At 33.7% G+C, this 20,508-nt stretch carries 16 protein-coding genes; 10 read left to right on the top strand and 6 right to left on the bottom strand.

Annotation, left to right across the window (positions count from 1 at the left end):
* Positions 1-41 precede the first annotated feature (41 nt).
* Together porQ and cmk are read left to right on the top strand one after the other, a co-directional pair.
* Complete coding sequence (gene porQ, locus EYD46_RS02925) at positions 42-1,061, top strand: type IX secretion system protein PorQ (protein ID WP_130935549.1); 1,020 nt, start codon at positions 42-44, stop codon at positions 1,059-1,061.
* A 95-nt stretch (positions 1,062-1,156) separates the two neighbouring features.
* Positions 1,157-1,852, top strand: coding sequence for a (d)CMP kinase (gene cmk, locus EYD46_RS02930; RefSeq protein WP_130935550.1), 696 nt, complete (start codon positions 1,157-1,159; stop codon positions 1,850-1,852).
* A 49-nt stretch (positions 1,853-1,901) separates the two neighbouring features.
* On the opposite strand, the gene EYD46_RS02935 is transcribed toward cmk, so the two are convergent.
* A complete protein-coding gene (locus EYD46_RS02935) occupies positions 1,902-2,279 on the bottom strand; it encodes a LysM peptidoglycan-binding domain-containing protein (RefSeq protein ID WP_174719880.1) in 378 nt (125 codons plus the stop codon).
* A 349-nt stretch (positions 2,280-2,628) separates the two neighbouring features.
* Between EYD46_RS02935 and rpsA the strand changes: the two genes are divergently transcribed.
* Complete coding sequence (rpsA, locus tag EYD46_RS02940) at positions 2,629-4,461, top strand: 30S ribosomal protein S1 (protein ID WP_130935552.1); 1,833 nt, start codon at positions 2,629-2,631, stop codon at positions 4,459-4,461.
* Between the two features lie 480 nt (positions 4,462-4,941).
* On the opposite strand, the gene EYD46_RS02945 is transcribed toward rpsA, so the two are convergent.
* The 4 genes from EYD46_RS02945 to recG all read right to left on the bottom strand — a co-directional run bounded on the left by EYD46_RS02945 (position 4,942) and on the right by recG (position 8,759).
* Positions 4,942-5,658: a hypothetical protein gene (locus tag EYD46_RS02945; RefSeq protein WP_130935553.1), complete on the bottom strand. Its 717-nt coding sequence runs from the start codon at positions 5,656-5,658 to the stop codon at positions 4,942-4,944.
* Between the two features lie 208 nt (positions 5,659-5,866).
* Positions 5,867-6,193 (bottom strand): hypothetical protein, encoded by a 327-nt coding sequence (locus EYD46_RS02950; protein ID WP_130935554.1) that lies wholly within the window; start codon positions 6,191-6,193, stop codon positions 5,867-5,869.
* Positions 6,194-6,197: 4 nt separating this feature from the next.
* On the bottom strand, positions 6,198-6,530 hold the full coding sequence (locus tag EYD46_RS02955) for a hypothetical protein (RefSeq protein ID WP_130935555.1): 333 nt from the start codon (positions 6,528-6,530) through the stop codon (positions 6,198-6,200).
* A 126-nt stretch (positions 6,531-6,656) separates the two neighbouring features.
* Entirely contained in the window at positions 6,657-8,759 is a 2,103-nt protein-coding gene (gene recG, locus EYD46_RS02960; protein WP_130935556.1) for an ATP-dependent DNA helicase RecG, read from the bottom strand.
* A gap of 320 nt (positions 8,760-9,079) precedes the next feature.
* Between recG and EYD46_RS02965 the strand changes: the two genes are divergently transcribed.
* From EYD46_RS02965 to EYD46_RS02975, 3 genes are all read left to right on the top strand, one after another.
* The gene (locus EYD46_RS02965) at positions 9,080-10,768 is read left to right on the top strand and encodes a histidinol-phosphatase HisJ family protein (RefSeq protein WP_130935557.1); all 1,689 of its coding nucleotides are present in this window, start codon (positions 9,080-9,082) and stop codon (positions 10,766-10,768) included.
* Between the two features lie 160 nt (positions 10,769-10,928).
* A complete protein-coding gene (locus EYD46_RS02970; RefSeq protein ID WP_130935558.1) occupies positions 10,929-12,881 on the top strand; it encodes a M1 family metallopeptidase in 1,953 nt (650 codons plus the stop codon).
* Positions 12,882-13,022: 141 nt separating this feature from the next.
* Positions 13,023-13,409 (top strand): DUF4430 domain-containing protein, encoded by a 387-nt coding sequence (locus EYD46_RS02975; protein ID WP_130935559.1) that lies wholly within the window; start codon positions 13,023-13,025, stop codon positions 13,407-13,409.
* Positions 13,410-13,580: 171 nt separating this feature from the next.
* Here the strand turns inward: EYD46_RS02975 and EYD46_RS02980 are convergent, their stop codons facing one another.
* Positions 13,581-14,738, bottom strand: a complete 1,158-nt coding sequence (locus EYD46_RS02980) for a THUMP domain-containing class I SAM-dependent RNA methyltransferase (RefSeq protein ID WP_130935560.1) — start codon at positions 14,736-14,738, stop codon at positions 13,581-13,583.
* Positions 14,739-14,989: 251 nt separating this feature from the next.
* Here EYD46_RS02980 and EYD46_RS02985 point away from each other — a divergent pair, with 251 nt between their 5' ends.
* The 4 genes from EYD46_RS02985 (at position 14,990) to ccsA (ending at position 20,478) form a co-directional block, all read left to right on the top strand.
* Positions 14,990-15,721, top strand: coding sequence for a class I SAM-dependent methyltransferase (locus EYD46_RS02985; protein ID WP_130935561.1), 732 nt, complete (start codon positions 14,990-14,992; stop codon positions 15,719-15,721).
* 56 nt (positions 15,722-15,777) lie between these two features.
* Positions 15,778-16,452, top strand: a complete 675-nt coding sequence (locus EYD46_RS02990; protein WP_130935562.1) for a ZIP family metal transporter — start codon at positions 15,778-15,780, stop codon at positions 16,450-16,452.
* Positions 16,453-16,532: 80 nt separating this feature from the next.
* Positions 16,533-16,961: a DUF4268 domain-containing protein gene (locus EYD46_RS02995; RefSeq protein WP_130935563.1), complete on the top strand. Its 429-nt coding sequence runs from the start codon at positions 16,533-16,535 to the stop codon at positions 16,959-16,961.
* A 226-nt stretch (positions 16,962-17,187) separates the two neighbouring features.
* Positions 17,188-20,478, top strand: a complete 3,291-nt coding sequence (ccsA, locus tag EYD46_RS03000) for a cytochrome c biogenesis protein CcsA (protein WP_130935564.1) — start codon at positions 17,188-17,190, stop codon at positions 20,476-20,478.
* The last annotated feature ends 30 nt before the right edge of the window (positions 20,479-20,508 follow it).

Below are 20,508 nucleotides of genomic sequence, written 5' to 3' on the forward strand. Positions count from 1 at the left end.
CAATCGTTTTAAGATAGATTACTTTACTTTGTGACGTAAATATGCTAAGGAAAATTATCTTTATCTTTTGTTTATTAGCTACTTCGCTTGCGTTTTCTCAAGTAGGAGGAGAGAGCACTTATCAGTTTTTAAACTTAGTATCCTCTCCGCGACAAGCGGCTCTAGGAGGAAAAGTATTTACAAATGTAGATTATGATGTAACTCAGGCTTTGTTTAATCCGGCTACTATTAATGTAGAAATGGATAATCAATTAGCATTGAATTATACCAGTTATTTAGGAGGTATTAGTTATGGTACAGCATCTTACGCTTATACTATAGATAGGCGTACTCAAACTATACATGGGGGAATAACCTATATAAACTATGGTTCATTTGACGGCTACGATGAAAATAATGTATCCACAGGAACATTTACAGGAGCAGAAACTGCACTATCCGTTGGTTACGCACTTCAAATAGGTTATTCAGATTTTTATTTTGGAGCAAACTTAAAATTGATAACTTCAAAATTAGAGCAATATAATTCTTTTGGTGCTGCTGTAGATTTAGGTTTATTGTACATAGATGAAGACTTAGATTTCCAAGCAGCCTTGGTAGTTAGAAATTTAGGGTCGCAAATTACAACCTATGCAGGTTTAAATGAGCCTTTACCTTTTGAGTTAGGCTTTGGTCTTTCTCAACGGCTAGAGCATGTACCTATTCGATGGCATGTTACTTTTGAAAATCTTCAAGATTGGCCCATTGCAAGACCAAATCCAGCAAGGGCTACAAGCGATCTGTCTGGAAATCAAACTCAAGAAAAAGTTGGGTTTATTGGGCAATTAGTTAGGCATACCATTCTTGGTGCAGAATTATTTCCAGAAGGCGGTTTTAATATCAGATTAGGCTATAATTTTCGTCGTTCAGAAGAATTGCGTATTGTAGACCAGCGAAATTTTTCAGGGCTTTCTGCAGGTTTTTCAATAAAGCTCAATAAAATGCGATTTAGTTATACGCATGCCAAATACACCAGTGCAGCCAACTCCAATTTCTTCGGCTTACAAATTGACTTGCAGTAGTATATGTCCTTAAATTTTGAGTTATATCTATTTAAAGTTATAGTACTTTTAACTTTAAAGCACTTTAAGTACTTTAGCCACTTTAAACACGCAGAATGAACAAAATTACCATAGCCATAGATGGATATTCCTCAACAGGGAAAAGTACGGTAGCAAAGCAAATCGCTAAGGAATTGGGTTATGTATATGTAGATTCTGGGGCAATGTACCGTGCAGTTACGCTTTATGCCATTCAAAATGGATTGATTTCTGATGATGATTTTAATATTGAAGCGCTCATTTACCAATTAGATAGTATTCATTTAACGTTTCAATTTAATGAAAGTTTGGGGTATGCTGAGGTATATTTAAATGGAGAAAATATAGAGTCTAAAATCAGAACTTTAGAAGTATCTGGTTTTGTGAGTAATGTTGCGGCAGTTCCAGAAGTACGGCAAAAATTAGTAGCCATTCAAAAAAAACTAGGAGAAGACAAAGGTGTTGTAATGGATGGGAGAGATATAGGTACCGTAGTCTTTCCTAATGCAGCCCTAAAAATTTTTATGACAGCATCTGCTGAAAAAAGGGCAAAAAGAAGATACAAAGAACTTATAGAACGCGGCGATGACGTAATTTATGACGATGTTTTAAAAAATGTTACGGAGCGCGACCATATTGACACAACTCGAAAAGATTCCCCTTTAGTTAAAGCCGATGATGCTATTGCTATTGATAATTCTGAGTTAACTTTAGAAGAGCAATTTGAAAAAGTATTACAACTCGCTAAAATTACTATAGAAGGGATAGAATAAAAAAAGGATGCTTTTTATAAGCATCCTTTTTTAGTTGTAAATTAATTATTTATAAATTAGGAATAATTAGTTCTTGATCTGGGTGGATGACATCTGGATTTTTTAAGATATCTGTATTCGCTTTAAAAATATCTTGATATTTAGATGCTTTTCCGTAATACTGAATAGCTATTTTACCAAGAGTTTCGCCGCTTTTTACTGTGTGTCTATGATAAACACTAGAATCGGCTACTTTTATGTCAGCCATAATATCTGATGGACTCTCGCCACCAATCTCTTTTATTTTATCCCAAATTAAATCTTTTTCATAAGGCGTATTTGCGGTACCAAATACTTGTAATTGCCCATTTTCTTCTTTTACATCTCCATTTTGGATGTTTAACGATTCTCCTAATTCTAAAACCGCTTGATATTTTGCTTTTACCATGATTTGTTGTTTTTAATAATTTATTTTCGAAAGAACAATATAATAAATAATTCCTTCTAATGTTTGAATTATATCGTAAGATATTCATCCGGTATTAAGACACGCATACTATCAAAACGTCACATTTATTTTTTTCATAACGTGAATTAGGCTAATTGTCTGAAAATGTATATTTTTGCACTCCTTTTTAGCGCAGCATCGAAAAGATAGAAAGGAACGAGAAAAACAATTTTTATAACACTTCTGTGTGTTAAGCGGTTAACTTTTCGAAACATGCAGAATACAAACGCGATGAAATAGCGTTTTCACGAAGGTGGAAATCCTTGCTACAATTCGCAGATTTTATTAAATGGCTGAAAAAGCAAAACAAGCTGAAGTTGAAGCAACTGAAGCAACTGCTGTAGAAGCTCCAGTAGTATCTGAGGCTCAAGCAAATCCTGAAAAATTCTTAAAAGAGTTTAACTGGCACAATTACCAAGAAGGTATTGATGAAGTAGACGACAAACAACTTCAAGAATTTGAAAAATTAGTAGCAGAGAATTTTGTTGACACTTTAGATGATGAAGTTGTTGAAGGAAAAGTAATCCACATCACAGATAGAGATGCGATTATTGACATCAACGCAAAGTCTGAAGGTGTAATTTCTTTAAACGAATTCCGTTACAACCCAGATTTAAAAGTAGGAGACAAGGTAGAAGTATTAATTGATGTTCGTGAAGACGCAACAGGGCAATTAGTATTATCTCACAGAAAAGCTCGTGTAATTAAAGCATGGGACAGAGTAAATAAAGCTCACGAAACTGGTGAAATCGTTAATGGTTTTGTTAAGTGTAGAACTAAAGGAGGTATGATTGTAGATGTATTCGGTATTGAAGCATTCTTACCTGGTTCTCAAATTGACGTTAAGCCTATTAGAGATTACGATCAGTACGTAAATAAAACTATGGAATTCAAAGTTGTAAAAATCAACCACGAATTTAAAAACGTAGTAGTATCTCATAAAGCACTTATTGAGGCTGATATTGAGGAACAAAAGAAAGAAATCATTGGTCAATTAGAAAAAGGTCAAGTACTAGAAGGTGTGGTTAAAAACATCACGTCTTACGGTGTATTTATTGATCTTGGAGGTGTTGACGGATTAGTTCACATTACAGATTTATCTTGGTCTAGAATCAACCATCCAAATGAGATTGTAGAGTTAGATCAGAAATTAAATGTGGTAATCCTTGATTTTGATGAAGACAAATCAAGAATCCAATTAGGTCTTAAGCAATTAAGCAAGCACCCATGGGAAGCACTTGGAGAAGAAGTTAAAGTTGGTGACAAAGTAAAAGGTAAAGTAGTAGTCATTGCAGATTACGGTGCGTTTATCGAAGTTGCTGATGGTGTTGAAGGTTTAATTCACGTATCTGAAATGTCTTGGTCTACACACTTACGTTCGGCTCAAGATTTCGTAACAGTTGGAGATGAGGTTGAAGCAGTAATTTTAACTTTAGATAGAGAAGATCGTAAAATGTCTCTTGGTATCAAGCAATTAACGCCAGATCCATGGACAGATATTACAACTAAATACCCATTAGGCTCTAAGCATACGGGTGTTGTACGTAACTTTACAAACTTTGGTGTATTTGTTGAATTAGAAGAAGGTATAGACGGATTAATTTATATCTCAGATTTATCTTGGACTAAGAAAATCAAGCATCCATCAGAGTTCTGTGCTGTTGGAGACAAGTTAGATGTAATTGTTCTAGAATTAGATGTAGAAGGTCGTAAACTAAGTTTAGGGCACAAACAAACTACAGACAATCCTTGGGATAAGTACGAAACTGAATTTGCTTTAAACACAACACATAAAGCTGAGATTTCTGAAATAGTTGATAAAGGGGCTACAATAGCATTTAACGAAGATATCGTTGCCTTTGTGCCACAACGTCACTTAGAGAAAGAAGATGGTTCTAAGCTTAAAAAAGGTGAAGAAGCAGAATTCAAAATTATTGAATTTAACAAAGAGTTTAAACGTGTAGTAGCATCTCATGCTGCGATCCACAAAGCTGAAGAAGCTGCAAATGTAAAAGCAGCTGCTAAAAAGCAAGCAGCTCAAGCTGCAGAAGCAAAACCAACTTTAGGTGATGCTAACGATGCTTTACAAGCTCTTAAAGATAAAATGGACGGGAAAGCATAATTTCCTAAACATATAGAAAATAGAAAAGCGACCTTTATGGTCGCTTTTTTTATGTGTTATTGCGAGGACGAAGGACGCGGCAATCTTATACAGGTAAAGAAATAATTATCCTTTTTAATTAAAGTGTTTCTAAATTTATTTAGGCGTTACCCACAAGGGGTCGGGCTTTCACTAGTCGCTCCTCCTAAGGTCGGGAGCTCCAACATGCCGTTCAATCCCTAACGTGGGTGTGTTTGCTGGCTTATGACTAATACAAAATTTTAGACTTTATTCAGGACGGGTCATAAGTTCGTTTAACGGACTTGTGTATGAAACGTAGCGTGCAAAAAGATACTAGTTTTTCGGGTTAACACAGAGCCGAATTTTTATATTTTGTTTTTAATTTTCTCTTTTAAAAGCCAAATTAAAAATTTGGCGGACTTTCTAAATATACACAAACCTTTCGGTTTAGCACTTATTAGCTATGTTTTATACACCGTGTTAGCAAACGTTTTTCTTTAATTTTTCCTTATCAATGGTGATTGTTTTAACTAAAAAATTAGTCCAGACGTCAACAACATTTCCTTTATTAGTCAGAGTAATAAATTGATTTTGTATCTCCAAATAGTCTCGTTTAACTAACCTCTTTAATCTTTTGTTAATTACATCAGGTTCACGTTCAATTATGTTGTCAACATGGAATAAGTATCTGATAGATTTTTTTAATTCATCTACTATACAAACTCCGTTTGATTTAAGAACATTCTTTATTTTCCAAATAAGTTCGCAATCTAAAACATCAAGGTCACTAAGTCCATATATTTCGACTTTACCATCTTGATTTAAAGTCTCTGTCAAGAATTCGATGAATCCATTTAGAGCATAAATTATTTGATCGATTTTGCACGAGAAGTGATCCAATATTCTTTCTTTATTCAGAATTTTAACTTTCAATGCACTTCGACCAAATCCATTTGGGTCAGCGTCAGTGTGATAATTGTCAATTAAATCAGTTAATTCAATTGTCAAGATAGAGATAGCCGTTTTCAGGTTTTCCCCTTCAATAATTTCTTGACCATAAAAACCAATACTCTTATTATATCGATGATTAAATTTTTCAATTATTGGATTTAGATAAGAAATGAGAACAGATTCAGAGCTACATGAACCTCCTGCTTTGTTGATGTTGTTTTTATAATATATTCGGTTTGACATCATCTATGTTTGCTAACGTTTAGCTATGCGTAGTGCGGAAGCAGAAAATCACTGGTTTCCGAGCTATCACTTAGCCAAAGTTTATGTTTTATTTTTTAGTAAAATACTAAATTTAAATCTTTGGCGACAAACTAAATAGACAATGACTTTTCGATTTAACCTAAACCCCGCATTATCGCATAGGTGTTGTTAGCAAATCGTTTTTTTATTTTTAATCAGCTAATGTTACTTCTTTTACTTTTAAGTCAGTTGAATCAAAGTTTACATCTAAATGAAATGGCATCATATATCCAAAATCCACTAAATAATGAAAATTAGTTTCGGTACTATCTTTTGGATATCCTATAGGATTAATTACTTGACGTTTATCTTTTCCAATCAATATTTTACTTTCGACTAAATCAGTTGACATATTTCCACGTTCGATTTGCGTTGCTGATTGCCATTTTTCTTTATCAAATTTTTCTAATTTACTACTGTTTATACAACCAAATAAGAGTATAATAGAAGTAATAAAAATTGATACTCGTTTAATCAAAATTCTAATTTTTATTATTTGAAATTACCCACATAACTTTTGTTCTTCCGGGTTTCCAAAAATCAATTTCTAGTCCGTTTACTCCAGTATCAGTGTAATTCATTCCCCAAGTTTCGTGCTTTCGATTAGTATCATTGTCATAATCCAGACTAAATAATTTATGTCCATTACTTGCAAGTTTGTCTAAAATTACTTTGAGAGTCTTCTCAAAATCTTCATTTGCTTCTAGAATACTATTAATCGAGTTTTCTAATTTGAAAATAAACTTTTTAAGTTCAATAGGGTTCATATTACAAGTCAAATCGTAATTAGGAATATTTAGTTCTATTATTGTCATTTGAATGTTTGCTAACTTTTCCAGATATGCGTCGTTTTAATGACTTATATCTGACGTTAAACGAAGTACGGGTTTTTTTCTGACAAAATCAAGTAGATAAATCTTGAAATAGTTGTAGCAACTGTACTAGCTAATATAATTCCAAATATTCTTATACTTCGCCAATTGGCTATAGGTATTCAAAATCACAGCATTCTCAGTGCTTTTTAAAGAAGGATCGGCGTGTAGTACTTTTTTAGCGAAATATCTAGCTTGTTGTAAAATCCCTTTATCCTTTACTATATCTGCAATACGTAGGTTTAAAACCCCACTTTGTTGCGTACCCATAATATCTCCTGGTCCACGTAGTTTTAAATCTACTTCGGCAATTTCAAAACCATCATTGGTACGCACCATGGTTTCTAAACGGGTTTTACTGTCGTTACTCAATTTATGGCTGGTCATTAAGATACAGTAACTCTGTTCTGCACCACGGCCTACACGTCCGCGTAATTGGTGTAATTGCGATAAACCAAAACGTTCAGCACTTTCTATGATCATTACGGATGCGTTGGGTACGTTTACACCAACTTCAATCACTGTGGTGGCCACCATAATTTGCGTTTCGCCTTTAATAAAGCGTTGCATTTCATAATCCTTATCCGCAGGTTTCATTTGCCCATGTACTATAGAGATTTGGTATTCTGGTTTTGGGAAATCTCTTTCTATACTGGCATAGCCATCCATTAAGTCTTTATAATCCATGGCTTCGCTTTCTTGAATTAACGGATACACAATGTATACTTGTCTTCCTTTTGCGATTTCATCGCGCATAAACTTAAATACATTCAAACGATTGGCATCATAACGATGCACGGTTTTAATGGATTTTCGTCCGGGAGGTAGCTCATCAATAATAGAAATATCTAAATCGCCATAAACAGACATTGCTAAAGTTCGTGGAATTGGAGTTGCAGTCATAACAAGTACATTCGGTGGATATGTATTCTTGTGCCACAACTTACTTCTTTGTTTTACACCAAAACGGTGTTGTTCGTCTATTATCGCTAGTCCTAAATTTGCAAATTTTACTTTGTCCTCTAAAAGTGCATGGGTACCAACTAAAATTTGAAGTTGGCCGTTTTCTAGGTTTGTATGAATTTCTCTTCGTATTGAAGTTTTTGTTGAACCTGTAAGTAGTTTTATACTTATATTCAGCAATCTACACCATTCTTCTAAACCGGTAAAATGTTGCGTAGCAAGAATTTCAGTTGGTGCCATTAAACAGGCTTGATAACCATTATCTAACGCCATAAGCATACTCATAAAACCTACAATGGTTTTACCAGAACCAACATCGCCTTGTAATAACCGATTCATTTGGGCATTACTTCCTAAGTCTGACCGAATTTCTTTTAATACGCGTTTTTGAGCATTTGTTAGCTCAAAAGGTAAATGGTCTTTAAAAAATTCATTAAAATAGTTGCCTACTTTGTTGAACTGAAAGCCTTTAATTTTCGATTTGTGGATTAGGTTCTTTAAAATGAGTTGTAGTTGAATATAAAACAGTTCTTCAAACTTTAAGCGAAACTGTGCTTTGGCAAGTAGTTCTTGCGATTTTGGAAAATGTATATTTAGTAAGGCGTCTGCTTTACTAATCAATTTTAGTTCTGAAAGTATAGCTGGCGATAATGTTTCGGCAAAACGCCCTTTTGTTTCTAAAAATAGCTGTTGTACAATAGTGCTTACCACACGGTTGCTAATACCTTTGGTGCTTAACTTTTCGGTAGATGGATAAATGGGTTGTATACCAGAACTTAAACTTTTTTTGTGCTCGTCTATTGTTTCTATTTCGGGGTGCGGCATGCTAAAGGTTCTACCAAACCTATTGGTTTTTCCAAAAATGACATACGGTATATTGGGTTTCAAACGTTCCTTAATCCATTTTTGCCCACGAAACCAAACCAGCTCCATGGTTCCTGTATCGTCTTGAAATGTAGCAACCAAACGTTTCCCTCTTTTTTGAGCGACTTCCTTAAACCCTGTTATTTTACCAATAACTTGAATTTCGGCACTGTTTTCTTGAATTTGGTTGATTTTATAAAATCGGGTTTTATCGATGTACCTGTTTGGAAATAAATTTAATATATCTTGATAGGTGTGTATGTTTAGTTCTTTCCGCAATACATCGGCACGATTAGGCCCTACGCCTTTTAAATAATCTATGGGTGTTTGCAGGTTAATAGACATAGAGCGAATTTAAGAATTTAAGCTAAAAAACTGAAGCAAGAAGGCCTAAGTTTAAGTGTTTAAAATTAGCTATGGCTAATGGGTTGCGTTAGGGATTGAACGGCATGTTGGAGCTCCTCGCAGAGAGCGACTAGTGAAAGCCTGCCTGCCGGCAGGCCCGACCGAAGTAATTCCTGCAAGGTTTATTAAAAAAACCTTGTAGGTTATAAGCGAAGGTAACGCCCAAAAATTGATTTACACCTAATTATTTGCTCTTTTGTAGACGTATTTCTTAAGAATAGTTAAATTTGAAGCCTTAAAACAAGTAAGCTAAAATTTTGATGAAACAGTTAAATGAATTTATTTGGGAAACGCACGGGATACATGCTGGTACTGAACAAGACCACGTTAAACATGGTATTGATAAGCTAGAGGATATTATTGATAAGGCTGTAGCTGCTGGTAACCCAAGTATTACGTTTATTATACATTCGCCAAGATTAACTAGTTTTCGTTATACTGCTGAACGTGAAACGAATGTAAAGTTTATTCGTGGGAATAAATCGTATTTGAATTACCCTAAGCGTATTGCAAATTTGCGACAAAAATACCATGATAAGATAAACATTAAGTTTGGTGTTGAACTGGAGTGGATGGGGCCTGATTTGGGCTTACAATGGAGTAGGTCTAAAATCTTTCAGGCTGAGGATGCTGATTATGTAATTGGCTCTGTACATTTTGCTCCTGAAGGTTTGCCTTATGATGGTTCTAAAGAAGAGGCGCAAGAGTTATTGAAGTTGCGTGGCAGTCTTGAAGCATACTGGGATGGGTATTTTAATGAAATGATACAGATGATTGAGAGTTTTGGGGATATGATACAAATTATTGGTCATATTGATTTACCTAAACTGAATGTTGATATGCCAGAAGCTTTATTGAATTTTGAAACAAGCTCGCATCCTTTAGCCAATAAATTTAGAACGCTTTTAGAATTGATTGCCGATAGAAATTTATCTCTAGATGTTAATATGGCGGGTAAGTTTAAGGGTGTAGGTGTGTATCCTACTCAGGGTATTTTAAAATACGCTAACGCGCTACAAATTCCGGTTTGTGTGGGCACGGATACGCATCATGTAAAGTATTATGGTTTAAATTATAAAGAAAGTTTGGAGTATATTCAGGAAGCGGGATACGAGAGTTATGTGAGTTATTCTAAATTAATTCCTGAGAATCGTACTATTTATAATGATCATGACTTAAAGGTAAAATACACGATTTTAAATAAAGGCACTGAGTTATTAAATCAGCGTTTGGATGATACACAACGCCGTATTATTCCAGATTTTTCTTTTGGTGGTTCTTTTTCGGAGTTTGTAGATTTATATAGAAATGCGACGAGTATGGGCGATTATAATGCCATACGCATCAGGAAATATGGGAAGTCTATTACTATTACAAATGAAACGCCTAAGAATACTAAAACCATAGTAAATGGATTGTTTTCTGAACATTTAGATCAACCAGGTGTTATTTCTTCATTGTTTAACACATTAGCTTCTGAAGGCATAAATGTGGAAACTGCACGTTTAAAATCGAATAACGATGGTACTGCAGTTGCATTTTTATCTATTAACGATGCCAATGGAAAGGTTGGAGATGCTATTGAGTTTATTCATGGTACTGATGTAGGAACCTTTAAAAAGCTGGAGTATAAGGAAAATGAAGTTTTACCAAACTATTATAGTGAAGGAGTATACCTTTTAGAAATGGACGGTGTAAAGTTAAACTTAGCGCTTAATAAAAAAGTGATTTTAACTAAGCATAATAATGCGCCTGGAGTTTTATTAATTTTGTTATCTGCTTTAGCCTCTAAAAATATAAATATTAAAGACCTACGTTTAGGGCATTTAAACGCTATTGGTTATTCTGCTATAGCTGTAAATGGGGATAGTAATGTGATTAGAAATTTATTGAACAAATTAGGCGATCAGTATTATGAAGCTAATTTGATTGAGTTTCATAGTTTTTAATTTAAAAGAATGTTCCCCTATGCTTACATCGGGGTTTCCGCTGAAATTGTCATTCCCGTGTAGACGGGAATCTAAACATAGTATAATCTTTAAAATTAGATTCTTGAATTGTCGAGAATCTAATTTTGTTTTTGGAGTAATCTTTGATAGCTTTATCCGTATGAAGCACCTTATTCTTTTTTTATGCTTTTGTGGCAATGCTTTGTTGGCACAACAAACGGATTATGTTGATTTTAAGACTGCTAAGGTAAACATCGATCTGAGAGATTTGTTTGATAAACGTATTTCTGGTAAAGTTACTTATGAGTTTGACATATTGAAAGATATTGATTCTGTTTATATTGATGCTAAAAACTTCTCTTCTCTTCAGTATACCTTAGATAGTAATCTTACCGATAGTCTTTATAACGGTAAGCAATTAATTATAAAACAACCATTTAAAGCTAATTCAAGTCATAAGTTAGAAGTTATTTGGAACACTAGTCCCAAGAAAGCTTTGTATCATATCAAACACTTAGACGATAAGTATAACACACAAATCTGGACACAAGGCCAAGGAAAATATACTAGTAACTGGCTACCATCTATCGATGACATGAACGAAAAGATAGAATTTGATTTAAAAATCTTGTTTTATAATGATTATCAAGTTATCAGTAATGGAGAATTAGAAGGGCAAGTGATATATCCAGATGCCATAGAATGGCATTACGACATGAAACAACCAATGCCTAGTTATTTGGTTGCACTAGCTATTGGTAAATACGATAAAAAAGTAAAACACTCCAAAAGTGGCGTACCTTTAGAAATGTATTATTACCCTGAGGATTCCTTGAAGTTTGAACCTACCTATCGCTATACTAAACATATGTTTGACTTTCTAGAAGATGAGATAGGCGTACCATATCCTTGGCAAAATTATAAAATGGTGCCTGTAAAAGACTTTTTATATGCAGGTATGGAAAACACAAGCTTGAATATTTATTCGGATGCTTTTGTTGTAGATTCTATAGCTTTTGTGGATAAGAATTTTGTAAATATTAATGCGCATGAGTTAGCACATCAATGGTTTGGTAATTTGGTTACAGCTACATCTGGTACACACCACTGGTTACAAGAAGGTTTTGCGACTTACTATGCGCTACTAGCAGAAAAGGAAATTTTTGGAGAGGATTATTACTATTGGAGATTGTATGAATATGCTCAAGAATTATTAGCGCAAGATAAAGCGGGACAAAGTACATCGTTGTTAGATCCAAAATCCAGTAGTACCACATTTTATAAAAAAGGATGTTGGATGTTGCATATGCTACGAGAAAAAGTAGGAGACAAGGCTTTTAAATCTGGAGTAAAAAATTATTTACGAAAGCATCAATTTAAAAACGTTGAGACCGATGATTTTATTTCTGAAATTGAAACTAGTAGTGGTGTGGATTTGAGTGATTTCGTTAATAAATGGTTAGTATCTCCTGAACTTATGTATGAAGAGATGGAAGGTTTTTTCTATCTAACTTCAATAGATTTCAAAGGATATCTACAATTGAATTGTGAAAAAGATATTTCAAATTGTAACGACTTCATATCAAATAATGACAATACTTTTTTGCGGGCAGAAGTTATTAATAAGTTGGGTAAGAACACTTCATATGATTCTTTTCAAAGTTCAAATATTAGAATTCGCCAAGCAATTGCTCAAAATCTCACTGAGCTTCCTTCAGAATATAAAAAGGATTACGAATCCTTATTAAAGGACAAATCCTATATTACTATTGAAACTGTATTATTCAATCTTTGGAAAAACTTCCCAGAGGATAGAGGCAAATACCTCAATCAAACCAAAGATATTATTGGTTTTAATGATAAAAATGTACGAATACTTTGGCTAACTTTAACATTGATCACTGAAGATTATCAACCAGAAAATAAAGTAAGATATTTTCAAGAGTTAACAGATTATACCAGTGATAACTATGGTTTTGAAGTGCGCCAAAACGCGTTTCAATATTTACATCAAATACAGGCTTGCAATGATAGTTGTAAAGAAAACTTAAAACAAGCTGCAACACATCATAATTGGCGATTTAAACAATTTGCGAAGTCGCTTTTGGATTAATCTTTATTAGTTGTTTTAAAGTTACGTATAACTACTTATATGTTTTTTTGAAAGAAAAATCTATATTTGAATAGGACTTTATTTAAAAAAAGTGTGTGATAAAACAAGGCACGCTATAACCTAATTTAAAAGATTTCAATTATGGTAACAGTACAGATTACGGGTGGACCAACTTATAACGTCACATGGTATCAAGGTATGAATGGACAAAATGCTTTACAAAGTGCTTATAATTCATCTACACAAGGCAGTTTTACATTTTCATTACAATATTATGGGACTCAATTTGGTTATTTAGTTGATATGATTAATGAGACTTACGATACGTTTATCTCAAAATACGAGCCTTATTTCTTTTGGCAATTTCTAGTTAATGGCACTGTGTCTCCCACAGGTATTGATGCTACAACTATTAACGATGGAGATGTTATTACATTTCAGTTTGTAACTTATAATGCAGAAACGCATAAAAACACAGCTTTAGAAGCAAAATACAACCTTAAGAAATTAATGATTAGTGCTAATTAGTTGATTTGAATTTTTAATTGTATTTCTCTTACTATAGATACTATTATTGTTAACAATTATACATGAGTACCTATAGACTTTTTAGTACGAAAATTCTAACTTCGCTTATCGAACGATATAGTTCATTAAAACGAAACAATATCTAACCGATAAGCGTACATCCCAAAATCCCTATTTCATATACTTTCCCTTCTTACTTCCTTCATACATCACATACTTTACCAAACGAGATTCTAATTTAGCATTAAAGAGCTGTATTTTTCTTGAAGGGCGTAATCCTACATGTTTTAAAGCATCAAGATTGGAAGTAATAAACCAAGCATCAGTACCTGGATAACGTTGTTTTAGGGTGTCGCCTATATTTTTGTAAAACGCTTCCATATCCAAATTTAAGCGTTCGCCATAGGGCGGGTTAAATACCATGTGTAGTTTGTTTTGTCCACCTTTTTGGGTTTTAAAGAAGTCTTCGTGTTTTATGGTAATAAAATCTTCTAAATTGGCGTTTTTCACATTGTCTTGTGCTTTACGCACTGCACTTGGTGCTTTATCGTAACCAATAATTTGGTGGTGGAAATCTTTTGTTTTCTTTAACAGGGATGCTTCAATTTTTTCAAACAATTCTACATCCCAATCTTGCCAACGCTCAAAAGCAAATTCTTTGCGCATAAGGTTAGGAGGGATGTTACAGGCTATCATTGCCGCCTCAATGGGAATGGTACCTGAGCCGCACATAGGGTCCATAAAATCTGATTGTCCATCCCAACCAGACATCATAATTATTCCTGCTGCCAATACCTCGTTTATGGGGGCTATATTGGTAGCTAATTTGTAACCGCGTTTATGCAGGGATTCGCCAGAAGTATCTAAAGACACGGTACATTCTTGTCTTGAGATGCGTACATTTATTTTTAAATCTGGGAATTTTAAATCTACATTGGGACGTTGGCCTGTGTTTTCACGAAACCTATCTACTATAGCATCTTTAGTTTTTTGAGCAATAAATAACGAGTGCTTAAACATATCAGAATGTATAGTTGCATCTACTGCTAATGAGCCTGTAGGTTTTAAATAGTTTTCCCAAGACATTTTTTTTATCTGCTCGTATAAATCACTTTCACTACGCACACGAAAACTTTTTATAGGTTTTAAAATTTTTATGGCTGTACGTAAACCCAGATTAGCTTTATACATAAACCCTTTATCTCCAACGAATTCTACCACACGCACACCTTTTTTTACATGCATTGCTCCAAGTTGCGTGAGTTCTTTTTCTAGTATGTCTTCAAAACCAAATAGGGTTTTGGCTACCATATTGAAATTTTCGGCCATAGTTTTCGTCCAATAAAATTAAGTAGAATAAGATTGCAAAAATAGTGTAATTTTGCGGCAAATAAATGGCCACAGCAAATAAGTGGGTTAGGGATTGCAGCGGCATCCTTTTTGCAAGCCATGTCTGATGAATTTTTCTTGTAGAAATGAATTAGTCTGATATGGATGAGATCCCGAAATAAATTCGGGACTGCTTCGCAGAAAGATATAGCGGAAAGCCCGACCCGATAGGGGAACCCCCAAAATAATTTATGACTGAAGATACAACTACATGGTTTAAATCGTGGTTTGATACGCGATATTACCATATTTTATATAGGGATAGAGACGATAAAGAGGCACAGGTGTTTATGGATAACCTTACCAATTATTTAAATTTACCAGATGGTGGAACTATTTTGGATTTAGCTTGTGGTAAGGGACGACATTCGCGCTATTTAAATAAAATTGGGTATGATGTGACTGGTATTGATTTGAGTGTGAATAGTATTGCGCATGCAAAACAGTTTGAAAACCACAGGCTACATTTTGAGGTGCATGATATGTGCAGGTCTTATCCAAAACAGTTTGATGCTGTGTTTAACCTCTTTACTAGCTTTGGGTATTTTGAGAATGATGACGATAACCTAAATACCATAAAAGCGATTAAGGCTGATTTAAACGATACGGGATTAGGAGTAATTGACTTTATGAATACGGAATATGTAATCGCGAATTTGGTGCCTGAGGATAGCAAAACTATAGACGGGATTACGTTTTATCAAAAACGCTATGTGGCTGACGGTTATATTGTAAAGGATATTAATTTTGAGGCTGATGGTAAGGTGTTTAATTTTACAGAACGTGTAAAGGCTTTTACTTTATCTGACTTTGAGAAGTTATTTGAGCTTGCTGATGTGCATTTATTGGATGTTTTTGGGGATTATAAATTGCGGAAATTTGATACAAAAACGTCTGAACGTTTAGTAATGATTTTTAAATAACTAGTAAGAATCGATATTATTTCACTGTTGTGAATATAATTGATTAATTTTTTTGAATGAATACATTTCTTTTTCCTGTTTACGCTGTTATTGCCGGGGTTATTATTGCTAAACTAACCAAGAACAAAACCACTTGGAATACAAAGCTATTATTGTCCTTCAGTGGTGCATTTTTATTGGCATTAACTTTATTTGAATTACTTCCTGAAGTGTATCATGAACTAGATACTAAGCTTGCGGGGTTATTTATTATGTGCGGTATTTTACTGCAAATTATTTTAGAGTTGTTTTCTAAAGGTGCAGAACATGGACATGTTCATGTAGAAAAAGATTCGGCAGCATTTCCTTGGTTATTGTTTATAAGTTTATGTATTCATAGTTTTTTGGAGGGTTTTCCAATTCATCAAGAAAACGATATGGTGTATGGAGTATTGGTACACAAAATCCCTATAGCGGCTTTAGTAAGTATGTACTTGTTTAAATCGAAATTTAGCATGGCAAAAATTGTAATCTTTTTAGTGGTGTTTACAATAATGACGCCACTAGGTACTTTAATTTCTAATGCTACAGATTTAGGTGAGCGTTTTGTGCATAGTATTAATGCTGTGGTTATTGGTATTTTTTTCCATATTTCAACTACAATATTGTTTGAAAGTGGAGAAGGGCATAAGTTTAATTTAAGCAAGTTTGTGGCTATAATTCTTGGTATTGGAATTGCTTTTTTAATTTAGGTGTTAGGTGTTAGGTGTTAGGTGTTAGGTGTTAGGTGTTAGGTTGTTAGAACCCTGAGGTTAGAGCAAAAAAATTAAAAATGTTTAGCAAAGAAGAGTCTCGCATATTGCGACAAGAATTTTGGACTAGTTTTGGGAAGTCTTTTCCTAGAAAGTGGATTTTATACAATACGAAACTTAAAGGGCTAAGCTTTAAATTTTATTTTGATACTAAAAAAGCATTGGTTACTCTAGACTTGGAGGACGATTTGGAACATCGTATTACATATTGGGAAAAGCTGGAAGCCCTAAAATCTATTTTAATGGATGACTACTTGCCTGATGTAATATATGAAGAAGTATACTTTTTAGACAATAAAAAAGAAATATCAAGAATTTATGTGCTTTTAGAGCAGAAGGTGTCTATCCATAATAAGAATACATGGCGAGATGTAATGGTGTTTTTTAATAACAAAATGGATTTGTTTGAAGCATTTTTTTTAGAATACAAAGAGGTTATTGAGGGGTAAAATAATAGCCAATAATCTTTAGAATGCGTACAACCTAATATTACCTGCATTTTGTAATAGATATTCTTAACTACATATAGTTTTATTCTTAATAAAAAAGTACATTAGGTAAATCTCAATCTAGAATTGGTTTAAACAATTAAAAACTATTTAAAGCATGTTAAAATAGATGTTTTAATTCCCATTTATCCGTATTTTTGCACGAGCAAAAAATGTGATATTTGTTATGCTAGATAAACTCGCCAAAATTCTATTTTCCACTCGTCTTACTGCTATTTTATTTATTGCTTTTGCTGCTGCAATGGCAACAGGAACCTTTATGGATGCAGGACAAGATACTTCGCCAACACCTTATTCTAGGAATCTTATTTATAATACATGGTGGTTCGAGGCTATTATGGGACTTTTTGTAGTAAATTTTGTGGGTAATATTTTTAGATATCGCCTTTACAAAAAGGAAAAATGGGCGACTTTAATTTTACATTTATCTTTTATTTTTATTCTTCTTGGCGCAGGTATTACACGTTATATCAGTTTTGAAGGTATGATGGCTATTAGAGAAGGTACTACCGAAAACACCTTTTTGTCTCAGAAAACATATATCACTGGAAGAATTCATGGAGACTACCAAATAAATGGCGTAAGCCAAATGCGTGTTATTGAAGAGGAGGTAGACTTTTCTCCTAGACTAGATAATGATTTTAGTCTTGAAACAGAATATAATGGACAGCCAGTAACTATAGAACTTGAAAAATTTATTGGAGGAGCCGAAGAAGATATTATTCCAGATGCGAATGGCGAATCCTATCTAAAAGTTGTAGAAGCTGGTGCGAGCGGTCCACACAATCACTTTTTAAAAGTTGGACAAGTTAGTAGTATTCATAACATTTTATTTGCTTTAAATAAACCTACTCCTGGTGCAATTAACATAACTTATGCAGGAGATTCGTTAACTATTAACTCTCCTTTTGAAGGGGAATATATGACGATGGCTACTAGAGCACAAGGCAAATTAGTTAAAGATAGTTTGCAACCATTGTATTTACGTTCGCGTTATGTTATAGGTAATATGCAAATGGTATTTCCAAAGCCAGTTACTAAAGGTGTTTTTGATATCGTTAAAAAATCGAAAATATTAAAGAATGACGACGACGGTGTTGTTTTAACAATCACTTCTAATGGCGAAACAAAGCGTTTAGGACTACTAGGAGGAAAAGGACGTTCTAGTAACTATAAAAAAGTAGCAGTTGGAGGGTTGGAATTTGAATTTCGTTATGGCTCTAAGTTTTTAGAATTACCTTTTGCAGTAAAGTTAAATGATTTTGAAGCAGAGCGTTATCCAGGTACAGAGAAAGGGTATTCAGCTTATTCTAGTGAGGTTACTGTAGTTGATGAACAGGAGGGAAGTTATGATTATAAAATATACATGAATAATATTTTAGATCATCGGGGGTATCGTTTTTTTCAATCTGGTTTTGATCCTGATGAAAAGGGAACAATTCTTTCTGTAAGTCATGATTATTGGGGGACGTTAATTACCTACATAGGATATATTTTATTGTATTTTGGGTTGATGGCCATACTCTTTGCAAAAGGCACACGTTTTTGGGATTTGAAGAAACGATTAGAAAACGTAAAAGCAAAAAAAGAGAAACTACTAGCAATACTTGTACTTTGTTTTGGATTATTTGGTTTTGCACAGAGTGAACAACACTCCTCTGATGATGGGCATAATCATACAGCTGAATTTCAAAAGCCTACAAAAAACCAAATAGATTCTATTTTAAAAGCCAATATTGCGCCTAAAGATCATGCAAACAAATTTTCGCGCATGGTAATACAAGATTTGAATGGTAGAATGAAACCCGTTAATACCTATGCATCTGAGCTATTACGAAAGATAAGTCACCGTAATGTTTACGAAGAATTTAATGCGAATCAAGTATTCTTATCTATGCAAGAGAGTCCTAGGCTATGGTATAATGTTCCCATAATTTATTTAAAACCACTTGAAACGGATTCATTAAGGACTATCGCTGGAATTCCAAAGAGCGGCAGTCGATTCGCTTTAGTTGATTTTCTAAATGATGATGGATCTTATAAGCTTTCTCCTTATTTAGATGAAGCTTACAATACCACTATACCTAATGGTTATGAAAAGAAGCTAAGAGAAACTCATGAGCGTATAACTTTATTATCTAATGCCTTAGAAGGTTTGTCACTAAAAATATTTCCAATCCCTAATGATGATAATAATAAATGGATATCGAATTATGAATATCGTTTAGACCCAACAAAAATCAAAGATTCATTATACAGTAATTTTGTAAAAAATGGGTTTAGAGCTTATTTATTTACATTAAATGAAGCTAAACAAACTGGAGATTTTACGGAGGCTACAAAGCTTTTAGAGGCTTTTAAGAAAACACAGCATAAATATGGATCAGAAGTTATGTTGAGTGATAAAAAGATTGATGCTGAAATAGCTTATATTAACTTGGGTTTATTTAAAAAACTGTCTTATTACTATTTTACTGTAGGATTTGTAATGTTTGTTTTCTTAATATTTCAAATTTTCTATTACAAAAGTAAATTTATCAACATAATGGTCAATATATGCAAATGGTCTGTTGTTGTATTATTTATTTTACACATAGCAGGTTTAGTTACCCGTTGGTATATTTCTGGACATGCGCCATGGACTGATACATATGAGACAATGTTATATGTTGCATGGTCAGTTATGTTTTTTGGTTTGTTTACTGGTGTTAGTGTAATTAAAAAACAGCCAAAACCATATTTAGAGAACATCAATTATGCTTCAATACTACCTTTGTCTTTAAAATTTGAAGTAAAAACTTCTGATTTAACGATAGCTTCATCAGCTTTTGTTGCATCAATAATTTTAGTATTTGCTCACATGAATTGGTTAGACCCATCCATAGCTAATTTGCAACCAGTATTAAATAGTTATTGGATAATGATTCACGTTTCTATAATTGTTGCTAGCTATGGGCCTTTTGCTTTAGGTTTAATTTTAGGTGTGGTGTCTTTGCTATTAATGGCTATTACCACTGAAAAGCATAAAGCAAAAATAGATCTCAATATAAAAGAGTTAACTGTTATTAACGAAATGGCATTAACTGTTGGTTTGGTAATGCTAACTATCGGTAACTTTCTTGGAGGTATGTGGGCTAACGAAAGTTGGGGCCGCTACTGGGGTTGGGATCCTAAAGAGACTTGGGCACTTATTAGTATTATGGTATATACCTTTGTTATTCACATGCGCTTAGTTCCTGGTCTTAGAGGTAGATGGTTGTTTAATTGGTTATCAATTTTTGCTTTTGCTAGTATCATGATGACATATTTTGGTGTTAATTTCTATTTGGCAGGTCTACATTCTTACGCAAGTGGCGATCAAATTGTTAGCTTAAAATTTATAGGTATAGCAGCTTTAATATGGGTTATTCTTGGCGCTTTTGCTTATCGTGGCTATGCTAAGTTTTATAAAAAATAGCGTTTCTTTAAGTTGAATTGAATCTTTCCC

This window comes from Hyunsoonleella pacifica, from assembly GCF_004310335.1.
In the GTDB taxonomy this organism is placed as follows: domain Bacteria; phylum Bacteroidota; class Bacteroidia; order Flavobacteriales; family Flavobacteriaceae; genus Jejuia; species Jejuia pacifica.

What these genes read in the sequence shown, in the direction of transcription:
- porQ (WP_130935549.1), top strand. Translation starts at nt 42, where the DNA reads ATGCTAAGGAAAATTATCTTTATCTTTTGTTTATTAGCTACTTCGCTT.
- cmk (WP_130935550.1), top strand. Translation starts at nt 1,157, where the DNA reads ATGAACAAAATTACCATAGCCATAGATGGATATTCCTCAACAGGGAAA.
- EYD46_RS02935 (WP_174719880.1), bottom strand. Translation starts at nt 2,279, where the DNA reads ATGGTAAAAGCAAAATATCAAGCGGTTTTAGAATTAGGAGAATCGTTA.
- rpsA (WP_130935552.1), top strand. Translation starts at nt 2,629, where the DNA reads ATGGCTGAAAAAGCAAAACAAGCTGAAGTTGAAGCAACTGAAGCAACT.
- EYD46_RS02945 (WP_130935553.1), bottom strand. Translation starts at nt 5,658, where the DNA reads ATGATGTCAAACCGAATATATTATAAAAACAACATCAACAAAGCAGGA.
- EYD46_RS02955 (WP_130935555.1), bottom strand. Translation starts at nt 6,530, where the DNA reads ATGACAATAATAGAACTAAATATTCCTAATTACGATTTGACTTGTAAT.
- recG (WP_130935556.1), bottom strand. Translation starts at nt 8,759, where the DNA reads ATGTCTATTAACCTGCAAACACCCATAGATTATTTAAAAGGCGTAGGG.
- EYD46_RS02965 (WP_130935557.1), top strand. Translation starts at nt 9,080, where the DNA reads ATGAAACAGTTAAATGAATTTATTTGGGAAACGCACGGGATACATGCT.
- EYD46_RS02970 (WP_130935558.1), top strand. Translation starts at nt 10,929, where the DNA reads ATGAAGCACCTTATTCTTTTTTTATGCTTTTGTGGCAATGCTTTGTTG.
- EYD46_RS02975 (WP_130935559.1), top strand. Translation starts at nt 13,023, where the DNA reads ATGGTAACAGTACAGATTACGGGTGGACCAACTTATAACGTCACATGG.
- EYD46_RS02980 (WP_130935560.1), bottom strand. Translation starts at nt 14,738, where the DNA reads ATGGCCGAAAATTTCAATATGGTAGCCAAAACCCTATTTGGTTTTGAA.
- EYD46_RS02985 (WP_130935561.1), top strand. Translation starts at nt 14,990, where the DNA reads ATGACTGAAGATACAACTACATGGTTTAAATCGTGGTTTGATACGCGA.
- EYD46_RS02990 (WP_130935562.1), top strand. Translation starts at nt 15,778, where the DNA reads ATGAATACATTTCTTTTTCCTGTTTACGCTGTTATTGCCGGGGTTATT.
- EYD46_RS02995 (WP_130935563.1), top strand. Translation starts at nt 16,533, where the DNA reads ATGTTTAGCAAAGAAGAGTCTCGCATATTGCGACAAGAATTTTGGACT.
- ccsA (WP_130935564.1), top strand. Translation starts at nt 17,188, where the DNA reads ATGCTAGATAAACTCGCCAAAATTCTATTTTCCACTCGTCTTACTGCT.